This is a genomic window from Idiomarina ramblicola, assembly GCF_003987255.1.
Classification (GTDB): Bacteria; Pseudomonadota; Gammaproteobacteria; order Enterobacterales; family Alteromonadaceae; genus Idiomarina; species Idiomarina ramblicola.
Genome location: NZ_PIQC01000009.1, coordinates 34234 through 53422 on the forward strand (window position 1 = coordinate 34234; position 19189 = coordinate 53422).

At 47.3% G+C, this 19189-nt stretch carries 17 protein-coding genes and 1 tRNA gene; 7 read left to right on the forward strand and 11 right to left on the reverse strand.

All coding sequences use genetic code 11. The features are described from left to right. Window positions 1-122: 122 nt before the first annotated feature. From CWI78_RS11675 to rnr, 3 genes are read right to left on the reverse strand one after another with little or no spacing between them, the layout of a single operon-like run. Complete coding sequence (locus CWI78_RS11675; protein ID WP_126782972.1) at window positions 123-554, reverse strand: signaling protein; 432 nt, start codon at window positions 552-554, stop codon at window positions 123-125. Next, window positions 544-1290: a 23S rRNA (guanosine(2251)-2'-O)-methyltransferase RlmB gene (rlmB, locus tag CWI78_RS11680; protein WP_126782973.1), complete on the reverse strand. Its 747-nt coding sequence runs from the start codon at window positions 1288-1290 to the stop codon at window positions 544-546. The genes CWI78_RS11675 and rlmB overlap by 11 nt, the downstream gene beginning before the upstream one ends. After that, window positions 1287-3593, reverse strand: coding sequence for a ribonuclease R (gene rnr / locus CWI78_RS11685; protein WP_126782974.1), 2307 nt, complete (start codon window positions 3591-3593; stop codon window positions 1287-1289). Before rnr ends, rlmB begins: the two co-directional genes overlap by 4 nt. Window positions 3594-3789: 196 nt before the next feature. Here rnr and CWI78_RS11690 point away from each other — a divergent pair, with 196 nt between their 5' ends. Then, window positions 3790-4146 carry a hypothetical protein gene (locus CWI78_RS11690; RefSeq protein ID WP_126782975.1) on the forward strand — a complete coding sequence of 119 codons (357 nt, stop codon included), beginning with the start codon at window positions 3790-3792 and terminating at the stop codon, window positions 4144-4146. Between the two features lie 37 nt (window positions 4147-4183). Further along, window positions 4184-4771, forward strand: a complete 588-nt coding sequence (locus CWI78_RS11695; RefSeq protein ID WP_126782976.1) for a CBS domain-containing protein — start codon at window positions 4184-4186, stop codon at window positions 4769-4771. A gap of 63 nt (window positions 4772-4834) precedes the next feature. Here CWI78_RS11695 and CWI78_RS11700 read toward each other — a convergent pair. After that, window positions 4835-4920, reverse strand: a tRNA-Leu gene (locus tag CWI78_RS11700). A 197-nt stretch (window positions 4921-5117) separates the two neighbouring features. On the opposite strand from CWI78_RS11700, the gene CWI78_RS11705 reads away from it, so the two are divergent. Further along, window positions 5118-5627 (forward strand): RDD family protein, encoded by a 510-nt coding sequence (locus CWI78_RS11705; protein ID WP_126782977.1) that lies wholly within the window; start codon window positions 5118-5120, stop codon window positions 5625-5627. A 19-nt stretch (window positions 5628-5646) separates the two neighbouring features. On the opposite strand, the gene lptG is transcribed toward CWI78_RS11705, so the two are convergent. Together lptG and lptF are read right to left on the reverse strand one after the other, a co-directional pair. Continuing rightward, the gene (gene lptG / locus CWI78_RS11710) at window positions 5647-6717 is read right to left on the reverse strand and encodes an LPS export ABC transporter permease LptG (protein WP_126782978.1); all 1071 of its coding nucleotides are present in this window, start codon (window positions 6715-6717) and stop codon (window positions 5647-5649) included. Then, window positions 6717-7826, reverse strand: a complete 1110-nt coding sequence (gene lptF / locus CWI78_RS11715) for an LPS export ABC transporter permease LptF (RefSeq protein WP_208642053.1) — start codon at window positions 7824-7826, stop codon at window positions 6717-6719. Before lptF ends, lptG begins: the two co-directional genes overlap by 1 nt. 133 nt (window positions 7827-7959) lie before the next feature. On the opposite strand from lptF, the gene pepA reads away from it, so the two are divergent. The 4 genes from pepA to CWI78_RS11735 all read left to right on the forward strand — a co-directional run bounded on the left by pepA (window position 7960) and on the right by CWI78_RS11735 (window position 13347). After that, a complete protein-coding gene (gene pepA, locus CWI78_RS11720; protein ID WP_126782979.1) occupies window positions 7960-9465 on the forward strand; it encodes a leucyl aminopeptidase in 1506 nt (501 codons plus the stop codon). A gap of 1 nt (window position 9466) precedes the next feature. After that, window positions 9467-9916: a DNA polymerase III subunit chi gene (locus CWI78_RS11725; RefSeq protein ID WP_126782980.1), complete on the forward strand. Its 450-nt coding sequence runs from the start codon at window positions 9467-9469 to the stop codon at window positions 9914-9916. Window positions 9917-9923: 7 nt separating this feature from the next. After that, window positions 9924-12773, forward strand: a complete 2850-nt coding sequence (locus tag CWI78_RS11730; RefSeq protein WP_126782981.1) for a valine--tRNA ligase — start codon at window positions 9924-9926, stop codon at window positions 12771-12773. A gap of 136 nt (window positions 12774-12909) precedes the next feature. Beyond that, window positions 12910-13347: a hemerythrin domain-containing protein gene (locus tag CWI78_RS11735; RefSeq protein WP_126782982.1), complete on the forward strand. Its 438-nt coding sequence runs from the start codon at window positions 12910-12912 to the stop codon at window positions 13345-13347. 19 nt (window positions 13348-13366) lie between these two features. Here CWI78_RS11735 and rraB read toward each other — a convergent pair whose 3' ends face one another. From rraB to CWI78_RS11760, 5 genes are all read right to left on the reverse strand, one after another. Further along, entirely contained in the window at window positions 13367-13753 is a 387-nt protein-coding gene (gene rraB / locus CWI78_RS11740; protein WP_126782983.1) for a ribonuclease E inhibitor RraB, read from the reverse strand. Then, on the reverse strand, window positions 13750-14481 hold the full coding sequence (locus CWI78_RS11745; protein WP_126782984.1) for a 1-acylglycerol-3-phosphate O-acyltransferase: 732 nt from the start codon (window positions 14479-14481) through the stop codon (window positions 13750-13752). Before CWI78_RS11745 ends, rraB begins: the two co-directional genes overlap by 4 nt. A gap of 13 nt (window positions 14482-14494) precedes the next feature. Then, window positions 14495-16738, reverse strand: a complete 2244-nt coding sequence (parC, locus tag CWI78_RS11750; protein WP_126782985.1) for a DNA topoisomerase IV subunit A — start codon at window positions 16736-16738, stop codon at window positions 14495-14497. 26 nt (window positions 16739-16764) lie between these two features. After that, a complete protein-coding gene (gene parE, locus CWI78_RS11755; RefSeq protein ID WP_126782986.1) occupies window positions 16765-18657 on the reverse strand; it encodes a DNA topoisomerase IV subunit B in 1893 nt (630 codons plus the stop codon). Window positions 18658-18723: 66 nt separating this feature from the next. Continuing rightward, window positions 18724-19185 (reverse strand): DUF1249 domain-containing protein, encoded by a 462-nt coding sequence (locus tag CWI78_RS11760; RefSeq protein ID WP_126782987.1) that lies wholly within the window; start codon window positions 19183-19185, stop codon window positions 18724-18726. Window positions 19186-19189 lie beyond the last annotated feature (4 nt).

The following is a 19189-nucleotide window of genomic DNA, read 5'->3' on the forward strand; positions in this document are numbered from 1 at the left end:
GTTCGTATAGCCTCAGTTTAGCTCAGCCGCACTAACATAGAAGCAAGGAACACATTCAGTAAAATGAGAATATGGCTGATTTAAGCCGCGCGATACTAACGAAAATGAACGCCAATTGCAAATTAATCGGCGTTTTTGTGGGCCTTTTCAATGCGGGAACTGAGTAACGCGACGACTCGGTCGGCTAATTCGTTAGCTACAGCCTTTTCTCCGCGCACAACGATGTGGTCTACAACCTGTTTCTGGCGTTTCACGGTGGTGTCAATTTGCACCGCATCCTGCTGTTCCCGAAACACCAAAGTAACCTGCCATTCAGCGGCACCATCGTCGACCCGGTGCCATTCGTGCCTCACATCCAATCGGTTACTGATATCAAACGCCAAATTTTCTACCGACTTTGTAGCATCACCTTCCAATTCAAATTGAAAAGCGACATAAGGCTTTTCAGAACGAAGCCAAGTTGGTGACTCCCAGTTCGGCGTCCAACTAACAAATAAAACAGCGACCATTGCCAAAGCAATAGCAATGGGTAAAAGCCGACGTTTAAGATCCATTTCGTTGTCTGACAACCTCGAATAAACAGACGCCACTGGCTACAGACACATTCAAACTGCTGACACTGCCGGCTAAAGGGATGGATACTAAATCATCACAAGTTTCGCGAGTAAGACGTCTCATGCCTTTACCTTCCGCTCCCATAACCAGAGCTATAGGCCCTCTGTAATCAACATCATAAACGGACTGAGTTGCCTCTCCCGCCGTACCGTACACCCAAACCCCTAACTCCTGTAAATCCCTCAGAGCCCGGGCTAAGTTAGTAACAACTATCAAAGGCACATTTTCAGCTGCGCCCGATGCGACCTTCCGCACTGTCGGCGTGATCTGTGCAGACTTATCTTTCGGAACGATAACGCCTGTAACGCCAGCCGCATCTGCAGTACGCAGGCAGGCTCCTAAATTATGCGGATCGGTCACGCCGTCAAGTATTAAAAACAACCCGGCTTGTTGACTTTGCTCCAGCAGCTTAGGTAAATCATGCTCAGTTAAGGTAGGTGGTGAATGCACTGTCGCTACCACACCTTGGTGATTACCACCCTCAGCTCGTTTTTCTAACGCTTGCTTTGGTACCCACTGAGGCCTGACTCCCGCTGAATGACATTGATTGACAATATCTCGAACCGAGTCATCCTGACGCTCTTTAGAAACATACAACTCAACCAAGCGATCTGGGTGATTTTTTAGTATTGCCCGCACTGCGTGCAGGCCGAACACCGTCACTTTCTGGCTCATGACTTACTACGTCCTTTACCACCGCGGTTGGCATTTTTTCTTTGACCGCCTTTACCCCGAGGCTGTCCTTTCCTTTTCCCTTTACCTGAGCCTTTGGCTGGCATATTACGTTTCTTGCCACCTGGACTTGTCGCCTCAAGTAAAGTTAAATCAATTTTTCGATCATCAAGGTTGACGTCTTTCACTTTGACTTTGACATTGTCGCCCAGACGGAAAACGCTGTTGCTGTTTTCGCCTACCAACATCCCCTTTTGTTGATCGAAGTGGTAATAATCGTTATCGAGGTTACTGATGTGAACCAGTCCGTCGATTTGATAGTCACTCAAGCGCACAAACAGACCAAAGTTAGTGACTGAGGAAATAATACCCTCAAACTCCATGCCGACATGATCAAGCATAAACTCACACTTCAGCCACTCGTCAACCTGACGGGTCGCATCGTCGGCACGGCGTTCAGTCATTGAGGTATGAACGCCCAGTTCATCTAACTGCTTCTCTGAGTACGCCCATGCGCCAACTAGCCCTTTTTCTTCACCTTTTTTCTTACGTAAAATTGCTTTTATCGCACGATGTAGAATCAGATCAGGGTAACGTCGGATAGGTGAAGTGAAATGTGCATAAGATTTTAATGCTAACCCAAAGTGGCCTTTATTCTCCGGCTGATAAACCGCTTGCTGCATAGAACGCAGAAGCATCGTTTCAATTAATTCATGATCCTGGCGATCTTTAACTTGCTCAAGCAGCGCGGCATAGTCCTTTGGAGATGGCTCATCACCGCCTTCGAGGTTCAGGCCTAGTTCACCGAGGAAGCTGCGGAAGTTGTTCAGTCGTTCATCCGCCGGCGTCTCATGCACACGGAATAACGCGCCAATTTCTTTGTCGGATTCGATAAGCTGAGCAGAGGCCACGTTCGCCATAATCATGCACTCTTCGATGATTTTATGAGCAACATGGCGTTTAACCGGCTCGATACTTTCAATTTTACGCTCGGCGTTAAAAATAAAGCGGGTTTCCTGAGTATCAAACTCAATAGCAGAGCGACGCTTACGCGCTGCGCTTAACGCGTTATAAAGTCGCTCCAGCTCTTGTACATTATCCATGACATGCTGATATTGCTGTTGCAATTCTTCATCACCATCAAGCAGTTTCTTAACTTTATTGTAAGTCAGTCGCGCGTGGCTTTTCATCACTGCCGGATAAAACCGCGTCGATTTCAGCTTACCCCGAGGTCCTAACTCCATTTCTGCAACCATACAAAGACGGTCAACATCAGGATTCAATGAACATAAGCCATTAGAAAGCTTTTCCGGCAGCATCGGAATGACATTGCTAGGGAAATAAACCGAATTACCACGCTCAGTTGCTGCTTTATCCAGAACCGTTTCGGGTCGCACGTAATAAGACACATCAGCAATAGCCACCCACAGGCGCCAGCCTTTCTCTTCCTGCACACAACAAACGGCGTCGTCAAAGTCGCGGGAATCTTCACCATCGATAGTGATAAGAGGCAGATCACGCAAGTCTTTACGGCCTTCATAGGCTTCTGCCGGTACTTCTTCGCTATACTTTTTCAGCTCTTCATCAACTTCAGTTGGCCATTCGGTGGGGATATCGTGTTCACGTATCGCTACCTGAATTTCCATACCCGGAGCCATGTGCTCACCCAGCACCTCGCTTACTCGGCCAATTGGGCTGGTACGGCGACTTGGTCTACGGGTAATTTCAACAACCACGAGCTGGCCATGACGCGCACCATTCTTATCGGCATCCGGAATCAAAATATCCTGGCTAATTCGACCATCATCGGGAACCACAATACCTAAACCGTGTTCTACAAAGTAACGCCCGACAATATTGCTGTCTCGAGGTTCGGTTACTCGTACGATACGCCCTTCAGTGCGCCCACGGCTATCTTTGCCGCTTGTCTTAACCAGCACTTTATCGCCATGTAACACTGAGTACATTTGATGATGTGGAATAAAAAGATCTTTACCGCCGTCTTCCGTCTGACAAAAACCAAAACCGTCTTTATGACCAATAACACGACCTTTAATCAAGTCCATACGCTCAGGCAAACCATAAGCATTCGCTTTACTGTATATTAGCTGCCCGTCTCGCTCCATCGCACGCAAGCGTCTTTTTAAGCCAACAGCCTGGCGTTCATCGTCTAAGCCAAAGTGACGAATAAACTCATCAAAGTGAACGGGCTTATTATTTGACGTAACAAGCTCCAGCAATTGCTCACGGCCAGGAATTTCAACTTCATATTCTGGCGTATTGTTGTTCTGTTGATTATCTGACATAGAATCCTATTGTAGTTGCACGGTTAAGAAAGACCGATGGGGGACAGTATACGTGTTGAAGTTAATAATGTCAGTGCTTTGCTTGTATTTTGAGCAAAAGGTACCCATATCTTATTTAATTGATAAAAAATGAGTTGTCCGACTCTTTCATATACACTAATTTACAGACTTAAGTGGGTACAAACTAAGAGCTAAAATGCAGACACAAACAAATAACCTCAGTCAACGTCAATGGCACCCAAGCTGGTGGCATCAGGCGTTGCTGTGCTTATTATTTGTTACTTTTAGCGCATCAGCATACCCAGCCTCAACCGGCAATAATGATAAACAGCTATCGGCTCAGCAAAAGCCCGAGGCCGTCTTCGTTGTCACTCTTTCATCATCCGTTTCTGAATCTCAGGCTGATGAACCAGAACTCGATAAAACGATTGATATTTCATCGTACTCTGTTCAGAGAGCTCTAGCTTTATCCCTACGATTTTTAAGCAAAACCAATCCGTTCACTGCTAAATGGAACTGGCATCTCGTTCGCGGCCCCCCGACGCACCTTTAAAAATTTTCTATTTCTTATATTTTTAAAGGAGTTTGTCATGAGTGAGTTTAAAGAAATTCAATGGTCTTCTGCAGCCGATAAAGTAGCCATTCATCACGCAAGTCAGTCCAGCGACACATTAAGTTGGCACGATAATGCCCTTCATGTGATGGATGACTTCAAAACATTGTCTGCCGTTGAACTGCCGGAAAGTACGTTAGTCAGCGATGCCGAATCGGCCATGTCGAAAACGGCCAGACGGTATGCCTGCGTGAAAGATAGTAGCGATAAAATGATAGGGTTAGTTGCTCTTAGAGAACTTCACGGTAGAAAAGCAACTCAAGTCGCTACACGCACTCAAACCAACTGGAAAGAGCTGACAGTTAAAGAACTTATGATGCCGTTGTCAGCTTTGCCTCAAGTTGAATTGAGCAACCTCCGGAAATCCCGAATCGGAGACGTTGCGGCAACACTTAAAGCTAGCGGACGAGACTTCCTTATTGTTATCAATCAGGAAGAAGTGTTTGGCGTCATATCATCGCTAAGGATTGCCCAGCTTACCGGTGAATCGGTCAATGTGTTTCATTTACCGTCATCGTTTGCCGAAATCCTCTCAGCGGTCAACCATAAAGAGGTTATTGACTAAAAAAGACTCTGTCAGAAGTACATTTGTGCTTCTGGCATTTCAATGTTGAAGGGGGGCATTACTTGGTGGCGCTGGACGGACTTGAACCGTCACTCCCAGAAGGAACCTGATTTTGAATCAGGCGTGTCTACCAATTCCACCACAGCGCCATGCCAGATAAGGTGAATGCGTTACGCAATAAGGTAACGGAACGGGATTATACCCGTGAACTTTCGCTAATCAAGCGATAATTCAAGAAAATTGAATCGAAACGGCCTAACTGCTGATTCCTTGTACAACTGAGATTGCTGCCAGACTGGTTAGCCCATGGTATGATCACATTACGATTGATTGAAATGAGTTTCGCATGAGTTCTGAAGCACAAAAACTTCACGCCAGCTTCCCCAGCGCAAGTTTCCCAAGACGTTTTGTTTCCTGGGTTTACGACTTTCTGGTTGCCGTTGCTATTATTATGTTGGCTTCTGCGTTGGCGTTACTTTTCGCCGCACTGCTAACAACTTTCAGCTGGCTTGTCTTACCGGAAGGGATGGATCACGCGGCTTGGCTAGCTCAAGGCCCTTGGTACAGCCTCTATCTTATAACCGTTGTTGCGGCATTTTTTGGTTGGTTCTGGAAACGGTCAGGACAAACGTTGGGCATGCGTGCGTGGCGCTTAAAACTTCAGAACTATGACGGCTCTCGCTTAACCAGCCGTCAAGTTTTTATCAGGTTACTCACCTGTTGTGCAGGTTTAGGAAACCTTTGGGTTTTGGTGGACGTCAAAAACAGGCGCGCCTGGCAGGATTACGCTGCACAAACCGAAGTCGTTACTTTATCAAAAGAAGCGAACCAGCTATTTTACTGGAATGAGCTGTAACTTTATTGACGGCCTGATATCAGGCCGTACGCCCCCGCATAAAATAAACCGCGATACCGGCAAAAAGAATGCTCGGTAACAAGGCACCTAAAATTGCTGGAATTTGATAAACCTGCGCCAGCGGTCCGAAGATTTCATTACTGACATGGAAACCAAAGCCGGTAATGACCCCCAGTAACACTCTTGCACCCATCGTGGTGGAACGCAGCGGTCCAAAAATAAATGACAACGCCACTAACAGCATGACGGCGACGGTTATTGGCGCGAACAACTTGCGCCATAAAGCCAGCTCATAGCGCTCTGCTGATTGCTGATTACTCTCCAGATAGGTCAGGTAATCTAACAGTCCAGTAATAGAAAGGGACTCTGGTTTTATCGTTACAACACCCAGTTTATCGGGCGTCAGACTCGACTGCCAAACCATCCCCTGCTTTTCGTCACGCAGCATACGGTTATCGGTCAGCTTAGTTACCGTAACCTGTTGCATGCGCCATTTATCACCACTAAAGCTCGCCGTACGAGCATAAGTTACCTGCTGCAATTCACGATTGTCGTTAAAATCATAAATCAGCACATCATTCAGACGTCCCGTGTCTTCAACCTCACCAATATTAATAAAGTCAGAGCCATCTTTTGCCCAAACACCTTGTTGAGCGGAAATTAAACTACCGCCTGAAATTGCCTGGGAGCGAATAGCCCGGCCCTGGGTTTCCATTGGCGGAGCAATCCACTCACCAATGGCCATAACCGCTATCATCATAATTATCGCCGATTTCATTACAGCACCAATGATATTCAGCCGAGATCGCCCGGCTGCCATCATAACCACCAACTCGGAGTTACTGGCCAACATACCGACACCAATCAACCCTCCAAGTAAAGCCGCCATAGGGAAAAAAGTTTCCACATCTCGTGGCAGGCTGTAAAACACGAATAACGCCGCATCCATGACGTCGTAATCACCCCGGCCGACAGATTTTAATTGTTCCACAAAACGAATTAACGACGACAGACCGGTCAGCACAGCCAAACTTAAGAGCGATGTTCGTAAAACGGCCAGACCAATGTATTTATCTAATATACTAAACATTAATGCCCCCGGGCCGACCCAAAGCGTAAATTCGCCAGTAGCCTCAAGCCAACCGGACGTCCTTTACCTATTAATACCAATCCGAAAACCAGCAAAATAAAATGTATCCACCATAAGCCAATAATTGGCGGGATTACGCCGTCACGTATGGCCGATTTAGCAGCCATTAACAGCAGAAAGTATCCCAGATAAATCAGCAAGGCCGGTGCCATTCGACCAAACTTTCCCTGTCGAGGGTTAACTCGGCTTAACGGCACGGCAATGAGAGTCAAAAGAGGCATTGCCAGAGGAATCGCTATACGCCACTGTAATTCAGCAACGGCAGCTGGCTCGCTTTGCGACATTAATTCAATCGTAGGGTAGGCTTCTAACTTCCGTAATTGCTCGCTGGCCTGTTGCTCCTTAATTTGCAGTTGATAACTGTCAAACGACATCATCTGATAACTGTCGTCATCGCCCGCGTAACGTTTTCCCTGCCCTAGTTCCAACCGTTGGGAACCGGTCGTTTCACTAATCACTTGGCCGGTTTTTGCCATGACCACGCTACCAGATTGTAATTCCCCCTGATTATGAGTGTGCTGTGCAACGAAAACTTCTTCCAGATCACCATCATCGCCGACACTCTGCACAAAGATAACCGCTTTCTGGTTACTGGCTTGTTGGAATCGGCCTGGCATAAGCGCGGTTAATCCGCTTTCTGAACGCGCCTTATCTTCAAGTTTTTGCTCTTGGTCGAGCGACCAGGGTACCAACCATAAAGTAAAAGATGCGGTTACCAATGCCAGAACCAGTGACAATACCAACGTCACTCGAGTCACATACCACTCACTGACCCCACAGGCATGCAATACCGTCATCTCGTTATCAGCGTAAATACGCCCATGTGCCAGCAAAATCCCCAAAAACAGGCTAAGCGGTAAGATCAAAGACAGGAGTGCGGGAAGATTCAACGATAGCAGCTGAAAAATGATAGCACCGGGAATGTCACCTTCTGACGCATCCGACAACACACGGACAAATTTCTGACTGACAAAAATGGTCATCAGAATAAAAAGCACAGCAAGCTGCGACTTCAAGGTTTCACTGATCAAATATCGGAATATGCGCACTGGTGTTCACTCATAACTTAGGTTTTTACTGGAATAGCTGTGATTTTTAAGTAAACTTGTTATTTTAACAACAAAGTGTCTTTATAGCGAAACTATAGCAGGCATTGAAGCCACCTGAAACAGGAGCACTGTCATGGAGTTCAGCGTCAAAAGTGGTAATCCGGAAAAACAACGTTCTGCTTGTATCGTTGTTGGCGTGTTTGAACCTCGTCGTCTGTCTGGCGTTGCCGAACAATTAGACAAAGTCAGTGATGGTTATTTAAGCAACTTATTGCGCCGCGGAGACCTTGAAGGCAAATCAGGCCAGGTTCTGCTGTTACATCATGTCCCCAATATTCTTGCCGAACGCGTTTTGCTGGTCGGCTGTGGTAAAGAGCGCGAGCTTGATGAACGCCAGTACCGCCAAATTATTGCTCGTACTATGAACACATTAAACGAAACCGGTTCAATGGAAGCCGTCTGTTTTCTCAGTGAACTGCATGTTAAAGGTCGCGATACTTACTGGAAAGTTCGTCAGGCAGTAGAAGCTGCCCGCGCAACATTGTATAACTTTAACGAGCTTAAGAGTAAAAAAGAAGAACCTCGACGCCCGTTGCGTAAACTGGTCTTTAATGTTCCAAGCCGAAAAGAGCTGGCTTTAGGCGAACAAGCGGTGCAGCACGCGTTAGCGGTAGCAACCGGAATGGATATTTGCCGCAATGTAGCGAATATGCCGCCTAACATTTGCACACCTCGCTATCTGGCCGACCAAGCCAAATTAATGGCCGACAATTACGACAACTTAACGGTCACCACGGTTGAAGAAGCCGAAATGGAAAAGCTGGGTATGAATGCGTACTTAGCCGTTGGTCGTGGTTCAGAGCATGAGTCAGTGCTTACTTTAATGCATTATAAAGGCGCCCCCGATGATCAAGCACCAATTGTTCTGGTTGGTAAAGGCCTGACATTTGATTCTGGCGGCATTTCCATTAAGCCGTCCGCCAATATGGATGAAATGAAATACGATATGGGCGGCGCAGCCGGTGTTTTAGGAGCAATGCAGGCCCTGGCCGAATTGCAATTACCTATTAACGTTATTGGTGCGGTCGCCGGTTGTGAGAACATGCCAGATGGCAACGCATACCGTCCTGGAGATATCCTGACGACGATGAGCGGTCAAACAGTTGAAGTGCTTAATACCGACGCAGAAGGTCGATTGGTACTGTGCGATACTCTGACTTATATCGAGCGCTTCGAGCCAGAATCCGTGATTGATTTAGCCACGCTGACAGGCGCCTGTGTTATTGCGTTAGGCAGCCATGCTTCAGCCGTACTCAGTCAACATAATCCGTTAGCGCACGAAATTCTAAATGCGGCCCAACAAAGTGGCGACAAAGCCTGGCGTATGCCGCTATGGGATGAGTACCAGTCAATGCTGGACAGCCCTTTTGCAGATATGGCTAACATTGGTGGTCGCGAAGCAGGTACCATTACCGCCGCTTGTTTCTTATCCCGTTATACAAAGAAATACAATTGGGCGCACATGGATATCGCAGGTACGGCCTGGCAAGGTGGTAAAGACAAAGGCTCAACAGGCCGCCCGGTTCCACTATTAACGCAGTTTTTAATTAACCGGTGCAGCGCCGAGGTAGCAGAGTAAGATGCCCTCAGCCACTTTTTTCTTAATGCCGGACGAAGCTGAAGGTGAGCAAAACCGTCTTATCTGCGATAAGATAGCGGAGTTATACCGAAAGCATAAAAAGTTGCGGGTCTGGGCCCGCAATCAGCAACAGGCTGAAGCGCTCGACGAATTGCTATGGCAGCAACCAAGTGATGCGTTTATTCCGCATAACTTACATGGTGAAGGTCCCGCTACCGGTGCTCCAGTAGAATTTTGCTGGCCCGATGCAACGGCAGTAAAAAACCGTCCCGGCTATGCACTCTTCAACCTAGCAGAGGACATTCCGGTTCAAGCTCAGCAAAGCCAACAGCTATACGATATCGTTCCTGCTGATGACAGTGGCAAGACGATAGCTCGCGAGCGTTACAAACATTACAGAGCGCGCGGTTGCCAAATGCGCACCGAGCCCCTGACATCCGAACAGAAGTAAGGTTACTATGGATAAAACATACTCCCCTGCAGCGATAGAACAAGATCTCTACCAACAATGGGAAGATAAGGGCTATTTCAAGCCTTCAGGTAAGGGCGACTCCTACTCTATTATGATTCCGCCTCCCAATGTTACCGGCAGTCTGCATATGGGTCATGCGTTCCAGCACACTATTATGGATACGCTCACCCGGTACCAGCGCATGGATGGCCTTAATACGCTTTGGCAAGTAGGTTCTGACCACGCTGGCATCGCGACACAAATGGTTGTGGAACGCCAATTGGCAGCTCAGGGACAAACTCGTCAGGAGCTTGGTCGCGACGCGTTCATCGATAAAATCTGGGAGTGGAAAGAACAATCTGGCGGCACGATTACTCAGCAAATGCGCCGTCTGGGCGATTCCGTTGACTGGGACCGCGAACGCTTCACGATGGACGAAGGTCTTTCAGATGCAGTGCGCGAAGTCTTTGTTAAGCTCCATGAAGACAACCTGATTTACCGTGGTAAACGTCTGGTCAACTGGGACCCTGCGCTGCAAACTGCCATTTCTGACTTAGAAGTTGAAAATAAAGAACAACAGGGCTTTATCTGGTACCTCCGTTATCCTCTGGCTGACGGTAAGAAAACCGAAGATGGTAAAGATCACTTAGTGGTCGCTACTACCCGCCCCGAAACCATGTTAGGTGACGTTTGTGTCGCCGTGCATCCGGACGACGAGCGCTTTGCGCATTTGGTTGGCAAACACATTGAACTACCGATTGTTAATCGCCGCATTCCAATTGTCGCCGACCATCACGTTGACAGTGAATTCGGTACCGGTTGCGTAAAGGTAACCCCGGCACACGACTTCAACGACTACGAAATTGGCAAGCGCCATCAAACCGGCATGATTTCAATTTTTGATGACACAGCTCATGTTATGGCAACAGCAGGCCTTTACACCAGCACGGGTGAAGCGCTTGACGAGCTGAACGAGTTTAACGGTGTACTGCCCGAACAGTATGCCGGTAAAGAGCGTTTCGAGGCTCGTAAACAACTTATTGCCGAATTCGACCAACTGGGTCTACTGGAAAAAACTGAAAAACACACCAACAAAATACCTTATGGCGACCGCGGTGGCGTTCCTATTGAACCGCATTTAACCGACCAGTGGTATGTCCGCGTAGAGCCGATGGCAAAGCAGGCAACTGAAGCGGTTGAAGACGGTCGCATTGAATTCGTGCCGAAGCAATACGAAAACATGTACTTTAGCTGGATGCGTGATATTCAGGACTGGTGTATTTCTCGTCAGCTTTGGTGGGGACACCGTATTCCGGCGTGGTACGACGAACAAGGCAATGTTTATGTTGGTCGCACAGAAGAAGAAGTAAGGGAAAAACACAACCTAGGCGATACAACGCTGCAGCAAGATGAAGACGTATTGGATACTTGGTTCTCTTCCGCGCTGTGGACCTTTTCTACTCTCGGTTGGCCAAAGAATACCGAAGACCTGAAAACTTTCCACCCGACCGATGTTCTGGTCACAGGTTTTGACATTATTTTCTTCTGGGTTGCCCGCATGATCATGATGACCATGCACTTTATGAAAGACGAAAAAGGCCAGCCGCAAGTGCCGTTTAAGAAGGTCTACGTGACCGGTCTTATTCGCGACGAGGAAGGCCAGAAAATGTCTAAGTCTAAAGGTAACGTGCTAGACCCGCTGGACATGATTGACGGTATTAGTGCTGACGAACTGGTTGCTAAACGAACAGCCAATATGATGCAGCCTAAAATGCGCGAGAAAATTGAAAAACGCACCCGCAAAGAGTTCCCTGAAGGTATTACCGCTCATGGAACCGATGCACTGCGCTTTACATTAACAGCGCTGGCTTCAACGGGTCGTGATATTAACTGGGACATGAAACGCCTGGAAGGCTATCGTAATTTCTGTAATAAACTGTGGAACGCCAGCCGCTATGTGTTGATGAACACCGAAGACCATGACTGTGGTCTTGAAAACGACGACATGACCCTGTCGTTGGCTGATGAATGGATTATTGCCCGCTTTAACAGCACAGTTAAAGATTTCCGCCAGGCTCTGGACACCTATCGTTTTGACCAGGCAGCGGCTATTGCTTACGAATTTACCTGGAACCAATTCTGTGACTGGTATCTGGAGCTCACTAAGCCGGTGCTACAAAATGGTACTGAAGTAAAACAACGTGGTACCCGCCACACGCTGGTTAATATTCTGGAGCAGCTACTGCGCCTGCTACACCCGGTTATGCCGTACATTACCGAAACCATCTGGCAACGCGTGAAACCTTTGGTTGGTAATACGGGTGATACCATTATGCTGCAGCCGTTCCCGCAGGTTCAGGACAATGTCAGTCATCAGGCAATGCAGGACATGGAATGGTTGAAGCGCGTTATTCTGGCCATTCGTAATATTCGCGGTGAGATGGACTTATCGCCGAATAAACCTCTTCCTCTCTTGCTCTCAAATGCCGATGCAATGGCCCGGGCTCGTATTGAAAATAACCAAAGCTTTCTAAGTAGCCTGGCGAAACTGGAATCTATCGAGTTCATTGATAACGACGATGACGCACCAGCCAGCATGACAGCCTTAGTCGATACACTGAAGCTGCATATTCCCATGGCCGGTTTGATTGATAAAGATGCGGAACTCCAGCGTTTGCAAAAAGCAATTGAGAAAGCAGACAAAGAATGGCAACGGCTCAACGGCAAACTCAGTAACGATAACTTCGTGAGTAAAGCACCTGAAGCCGTTATCGCAAAAGAGCGTGAAAAGCTGGCAGAAGCTCAGGCAACGCTCAAACAGCTACAGCAGCAGCAGGAGAAAATTAAAGCGCTGTAATACCATTTAACGCAGTATCAACCAAAGCTGATTGATAAAAGCGTCTGAGTATTTGACTCAGGCGCTTTTTTTTTAACTAATCTATTTCTATCTGGCTCTCGTATTAGCAAAGAGTCGCTAAGATTAAGGAGAGCGCATGACTATTTTTGAAGAGCTACGAGTAGACCATGACAAGCAGCGTCAACTTCTCGATATTTTATTGGAAACGGAAGGTGACGCACCAGAGAGGGAAAAGCACTACCAACAGTTAAAAGTGCAACTCGAACAGCATGCTGCTGCGGAAGAACGTTACTTCTACAATCCCCTTATAAAAGACGACGACACGATAGCGATGTCTCGTCATGGCATTGCTGAGCACCATGAAATTGATGAGCTAATTGAAACACTTGAGCAAACTGAAATGTCATCTCCTGCGTGGCTTCAACACTTCAAGAACTTGAAGCATAAGGTTCTGCATCATCTGGAAGAGGAAGAACAGGGATTTTTCCAGCGTGCGGGAAAAGTATTAGACGAAACGGAAAAAGCGTCTTTAGGTAGTGAGTATCGCAGTATGATGAAAGAAAAAGGTCTATAACATACGGAGTCGGAGAGGATTATTCCTCTCCGTCATCAAATTCTTCGCCTTCAAGTTCATCATCTTCAATCAATGTTCCCCAACCGTCATACTCGACTTCACACTCATCAGCAATAGCCGCTATTTCACGAACCTGGCGGTTTAAAATATCGTTGTCGAGCTCAGCATCAGTGACCGCCATAAACGCGAACCAACGCTTACCACGGTCGTCTTCGAACTCATCCGCGTCATCAACATGATAACCTTGCTTTACCAGTTCAACCGCTGCTTTCTCCAGCTTGGTAAAATCCTGACTGGCTAAGTGGTGTTCAATTTCATACAAGAGCTCTGTTTCAGCGCCGTCAGCCATCAAAGCTTGCACCGTTTCTTCACTCTGTTTAAGTAGATCATTAAGATCTCGACTCATGACTTATCCTTTTCTTGTTCGATACTTGCGTTTAACTGTTTAATTTTGTCATTCATTAATTGATGACAGTGACCGCTCAATTCACGCAAATTCTCACGCTGGTAATTCGCAATTCTCACCGGCTCCAGAAACGCAACTTTCAACACGCCATTATTCCAGCGGTTCATTTTGACTTTTCCGTGTAGCTCCGACACACACACCGGAACTACATCAACCTGAGCCCGAAATGCTGTATGAAAGGCACCATTTTTAAATGGCAACAAACCTCGTCCATAGCTTCGGGTCCCCTCCGGGAACATCCACACAGAGATATCACGTTGCTTTATAGCGTCTGCCGTTTGTCCTATCGTTCCGTGCGCTTTCCCAGCATTTTTTCTGTCAATCAGGATATTTCCTGCCAGCCAATAAAGCCAACCGAAAAACGGTATCCAGCGCAGGCTCTTTTTGCCTACCGTCACCGTATTCTTCGGCAGCATTGCCGCTATAGTAAAAATTTCCCAACTGTTCTGGTGGTTACAAATAAAAACATACGGACCACCTTTTTCTATATCTGGATGACGACTGACTTCTATGCGCATTCCCAAAACCCGAATTGCCCAACCAAAAATATGGGCAAACCGGTAAGTGTTATTGCGATGGAACGGCCGGATTATGCAAAAAAAACAGCCAACCACACCAAACACAACAACAAAAATACCCAGAAACAACCATCGCAACAAGGCTAACATCTAAACTCCTCAATTAATCCTTGTTCTCTTCAACCACTATCTGGTCGACACGCTGAAGTCCCCGTGGCAACTTATTACCTCTGCGACCTCGCTCTCCGTAATAATGCTCTAAGTCGGCTGGTTTTAGTGTCAGTTTGCGCTTACCCGCAATCAAGGTAATCGCTGTGTCCGCAGCTGCCGTTGCCAGTGCAACCACATATTCCTCGCGAGACTGAGCCCTTAATGCCGGAATACTAATCAGCTTATTGCCTTTACCTTTACTCAGTTGAGGCAAATCAGCAACCGGGAAGACCAACATACGCCCTTCGTTAGAAATAACGATGACCTTGTCCTGTTGTAGGTTATTCACAGTATTTGGAGGAAGTATTTTCGCACCAGTTGGCAAGGAAATAATCGATTTACCGTTTTTATTACGGCTCACTAAATCACTAAATTGACAAACGAAGCCGTAGCCTGCATCGGATGCCAACAACAAGTGGCTTTCATCTTTGGCCATTAAAACATGTTCAACATTTTCACCAGCAACTAAGCTGAAGCGTCCGGTCAGAGGCTCTCCCTGGCTGCGTGCCGATGGAAGCAGATGCGCCTCGCAGGAGAAACTTTTCCCGGAGGTATCAAGGAACACCACAGGCTGGTTACTCTTACCTTCGGCTGAAGCAAGGTAGCTGTCCCCTGACTTATAACTGAGTTTATCCCCTTCAATATCATGACCTTTGGCAGAGCGCACCCAGCCTTTTTTCGATAGCACAACCGTGACGGCTTCGGCAGGTGTTAAGTCGCGTTCGCTTAAGGCTTTAGCTTCAGAGCGCTCAACAATAGGTGAACGACGCTCATCGCCATAGTTTTCAGCATCGGCTAACAACTCTTTCTTAATCAAGGTCTTCAGACGACGATCCGAGCCCAGCAGAGTCTGCAGCTTTTCTCGTTCTTTATTCAGCTCATCCTGCTCGCCGGTTAACTTCATCTCTTCCAATTTGGCTAAATGGCGTAATTTCAACTCAAGAATAGCTTCGGCTTGCTTATCCGTTAACCCAAAGCGACTCATCAACTCTTCTTTGGGTTTATCTTCTGTACGGATAATCTCAATCACTTCATCGATATTAAGATAAGCAATGAGTAAACCTTCCAGAATGTGCAAACGCGCCAGCACTTTATCTAAGCGATGCTGCAGCCGGCGAGTTACCGTAGTCTGACGAAACTCCAGCCACTCTTTAAGAATACCGACTAGCGGCTTCACTTTGGGGCGGCCATCTAAGCCCAGAATGTTCAGGTTAACCCGGTACTGCTTTTCCAAATCTGTTGTGGCGAACAAATGATTCATTAACTGCTCTGTATCAACTCGATTTGAGCGAGGAACAACAACCAACCGAGTCGGATTTTCATGGTCAGACTCATCACGCAAGTCAGAAACCAGAGGAAGCTTTTTCGCCTGCATTTGGTGCGCTATTTGTTCTAATATGCGTGCACCTGAAGCCTGGTGTGGCAATGCCGTAATCACAATCTCGCCATCTTCAATACTGTAACAGGCACGCATCTTAATGCTGCCGCGGCCTGTTTCGTAAAGTCGAGTGATGTCTTCCGCAGGAGTAATAATTTCGGCGTCAGTCGGATAATCCGGCCCCTTTAAAACCGCCATAATATCGTCAAGCTGACTACCCGGCTTTTCAAGTAACATGGCGCAAGCATTAGCCACTTCACGGGCATTATGCGGAGGAATATCGGTCGCCATACCAACCGCAATGCCGGTAACGCCATTCAATAAAATATGGGGTAACCTTGCCGGTAAAACCTGAGGCTCTTTCATGGTGCCGTCAAAGTTCGGTATCCAATCGACAGTGCCCTGACCCAGTTCACTGAGAAGCACTTCACTGAACTTAGATAACTTAGCTTCGGTATAACGCATCGCAGCAAAAGATTTGGGGTCATCCGGAGAGCCCCAGTTACCCTGACCGTCGACTAACGGGTGACGATAAGTGAAGGGTTGTGCCATTAGTACCATGGCTTCATAACAGGCGCTGTCGCCATGAGGGTGAAATTTACCCAGCACATCACCAACGGTACGGGCCGACTTTTTGTACTTCGCGAGCGCTGACAGACCCAACTCCGACATAGCGTACACAATACGACGCTGTACCGGTTTCAAGCCATCACCAATGTTTGGCAAGGCCCTGTCCATGATCACGTACATGGAGTAATTTAGGTAGGCCTCTTCGGTAAAGCGACTCAGTGGGCGGGTTTCTGTAACTTCCGTCGTCATTCTGACTTCTCCTTGCTCACAAGTGCTTACAGTTCAGCCAAATCGGCCATATTACCTTTGCTTTCCAGCCAGGTACGGCGGTCAGCAGCGCGTTTTTTCGCTAACAGCATATCCATTAGCTCTTCCATTACTTCACCGTCATCAATGGTTAATTGAACCAGTCGCCGGGTATTAGGATCCATAGTCGTCTCCCGAAGTGTTAACGGGTTCATTTCACCCAAACCTTTAAAGCGCTGAACATTCACTTTGCCTTTGCGCTTTTCTGCTTCAATTCTATCGAGAATACCTTGCTTTTCATCTTCATCTAATGCGTAAAATACTTCTTTACCCACATCAACGCGATACAGCGGTGGCATAGCAACAAAGATATGACCATTTTCAACCAAAGGTCTGAAGTGTTTTACAAACAGAGCGCACAATAAGGTGGCGATGTGTAAACCATCTGAATCCGCATCGGCCAAGATACAAATTTTTCCATAACGTAGTTTGTCTAAATCAACACTGTTTGGATCCACGCCAACCGCAACTGAAATATCATGAATCTCCTGAGACGCCAGAATCTGTTCTGGGTCCACCTCCCAGGTATTCAGGATTTTCCCTCGTAACGGCATCACCGCCTGAAAATCACGGTCCCGTGCTTGCTTAGCAGAACCACCAGCCGAGTCCCCTTCCACCAGGAACAATTCGCTTCGGGCTGTATCCTGACTTGCACAATCGGTGAGTTTACCGGGTAATGCAGGCCCCTGAGTAACTTTTTTGCGGACGACTTTCTTGCTGGCTTTTAATCGCCGTTGAGCGCTACTAATGCAAACATCAGCCAATAATTCGGCTTGATCAGTATGTTCATTCAGCCACAGACTAAATGCATCCTTAACCACTCCGGAAATAAAGCTGGCTGACTGACGAGATGACAACCTCTCCTTTGTCTGTCCGGCGAATTGAGGGTCCTGCATTTTTGTCGACAAAATATAACTGCAGCGTTCCCAAACATCTTCTGGTGTTAGTTTCACGCCTCTGGGTAATAAGTTACGGAATTCACAGAATTCGCGCATCGCCTCAAGCAGCCCTTGGCGTAAGCCATTAACATGCGTGCCACCAAGCGTTGTCGGAATCAGGTTAACGTAACTTTCAGACACCCCTTCACCACCTTCCGGTAGCCAGGTAACCGCCCAGTCCACACCTTCAGTCTGCGAGCTAAAGCTACCGTCAAATGGCTCTTCCGGTAAGGTCGGAGTATCTTTTACCGCCTCGACTAAATAATCTGTCAGGCCATCCTGATAAAACCAAGTATCTTCTGTGTCATCAATTTTATTGCGAAACGTTATTTTGAGCCCGGGGCAGAGAACCGCCTTAGCACGCAATATGTGTTTTAACTTTGTAACCGAGAATTTTGCAGAATCAAAATACTGCGGGTCTGGCCAAAAATGAACGCGGGTTCCGGTGTTTCTTTTGCCAACGGTGCCGGTGACTTCCAGTTCACTGACCTTATCGCCATTTTCGTAGGCCATTTCATAAACTTGACCATCACGCTTTATAGTCAATTCAACGCGTTTCGACAACGCATTAACAACCGAGATACCAACCCCATGCAAACCACCGGAAAACTGATAGTTTTTATTAGAAAACTTACCGCCGGCGTGCAGTTTACTCATAATCAGCTCGACACCAGGAACGCCTTCTTCCGGGTGAATATCCACCGGCATCCCGCGCCCGTCATCGGTCGTCTCTAACGACTGATCAGGATGCAGAATAACCAGTAGGGATTTAGCGTGCCCCGCCAGAGCTTCATCGACACTGTTATCTATAACCTCCTGACCCAAGTGGTTAGGTCGTGAGGTGTCAGTGTACATACCGGGGCGTCGCTGAACTGGTTCCAGCCCGTTCAGCACCTCAATGGAGTCGGATTTGTAGTCTGTCATGAGTCCCTGTTTTTATTATTGGCTTGGTCCACGAAAAGTGTGCTTCAATTTACCGTTAACTGTCGCCTATTTGAAGTAGTACGGCATAAATTTCTGAACAGCGTCGCTCAGCTTAGGTTGAATATGGCCCTGCTTCCGGCATAACGTCAGCCAGTCCGCCAAAAATTGATTCACCTGATGTTTCTCATCCTGGTGTCGCATATCACGGTTCGGTTGCTGATAACGAGCGGCTAATCGGGTGACTCCCTGACTGGATATAATCTCCGCCATACGTACGTCATGGTACAATCGTACCGTCATTTTGGCGTGCAAGTAATCCGCCCAGTTTGGCTTTAATTGTTCAATCTCAACATCTGAGGTATATCGCGCCTCGTTAACGCAACGCAAATTAAACGCTAAGTTCTCGCCTGCATAAAGCGTCATCTCAGCCTGAGACTCAAGCTGATTTAACAAGGGTAGTAACCCTGCGTAATTACGTTCAGTTAGCCGATGCAGTTCCGCAACGTCGACAACATAGCGCTGTTGCATAATT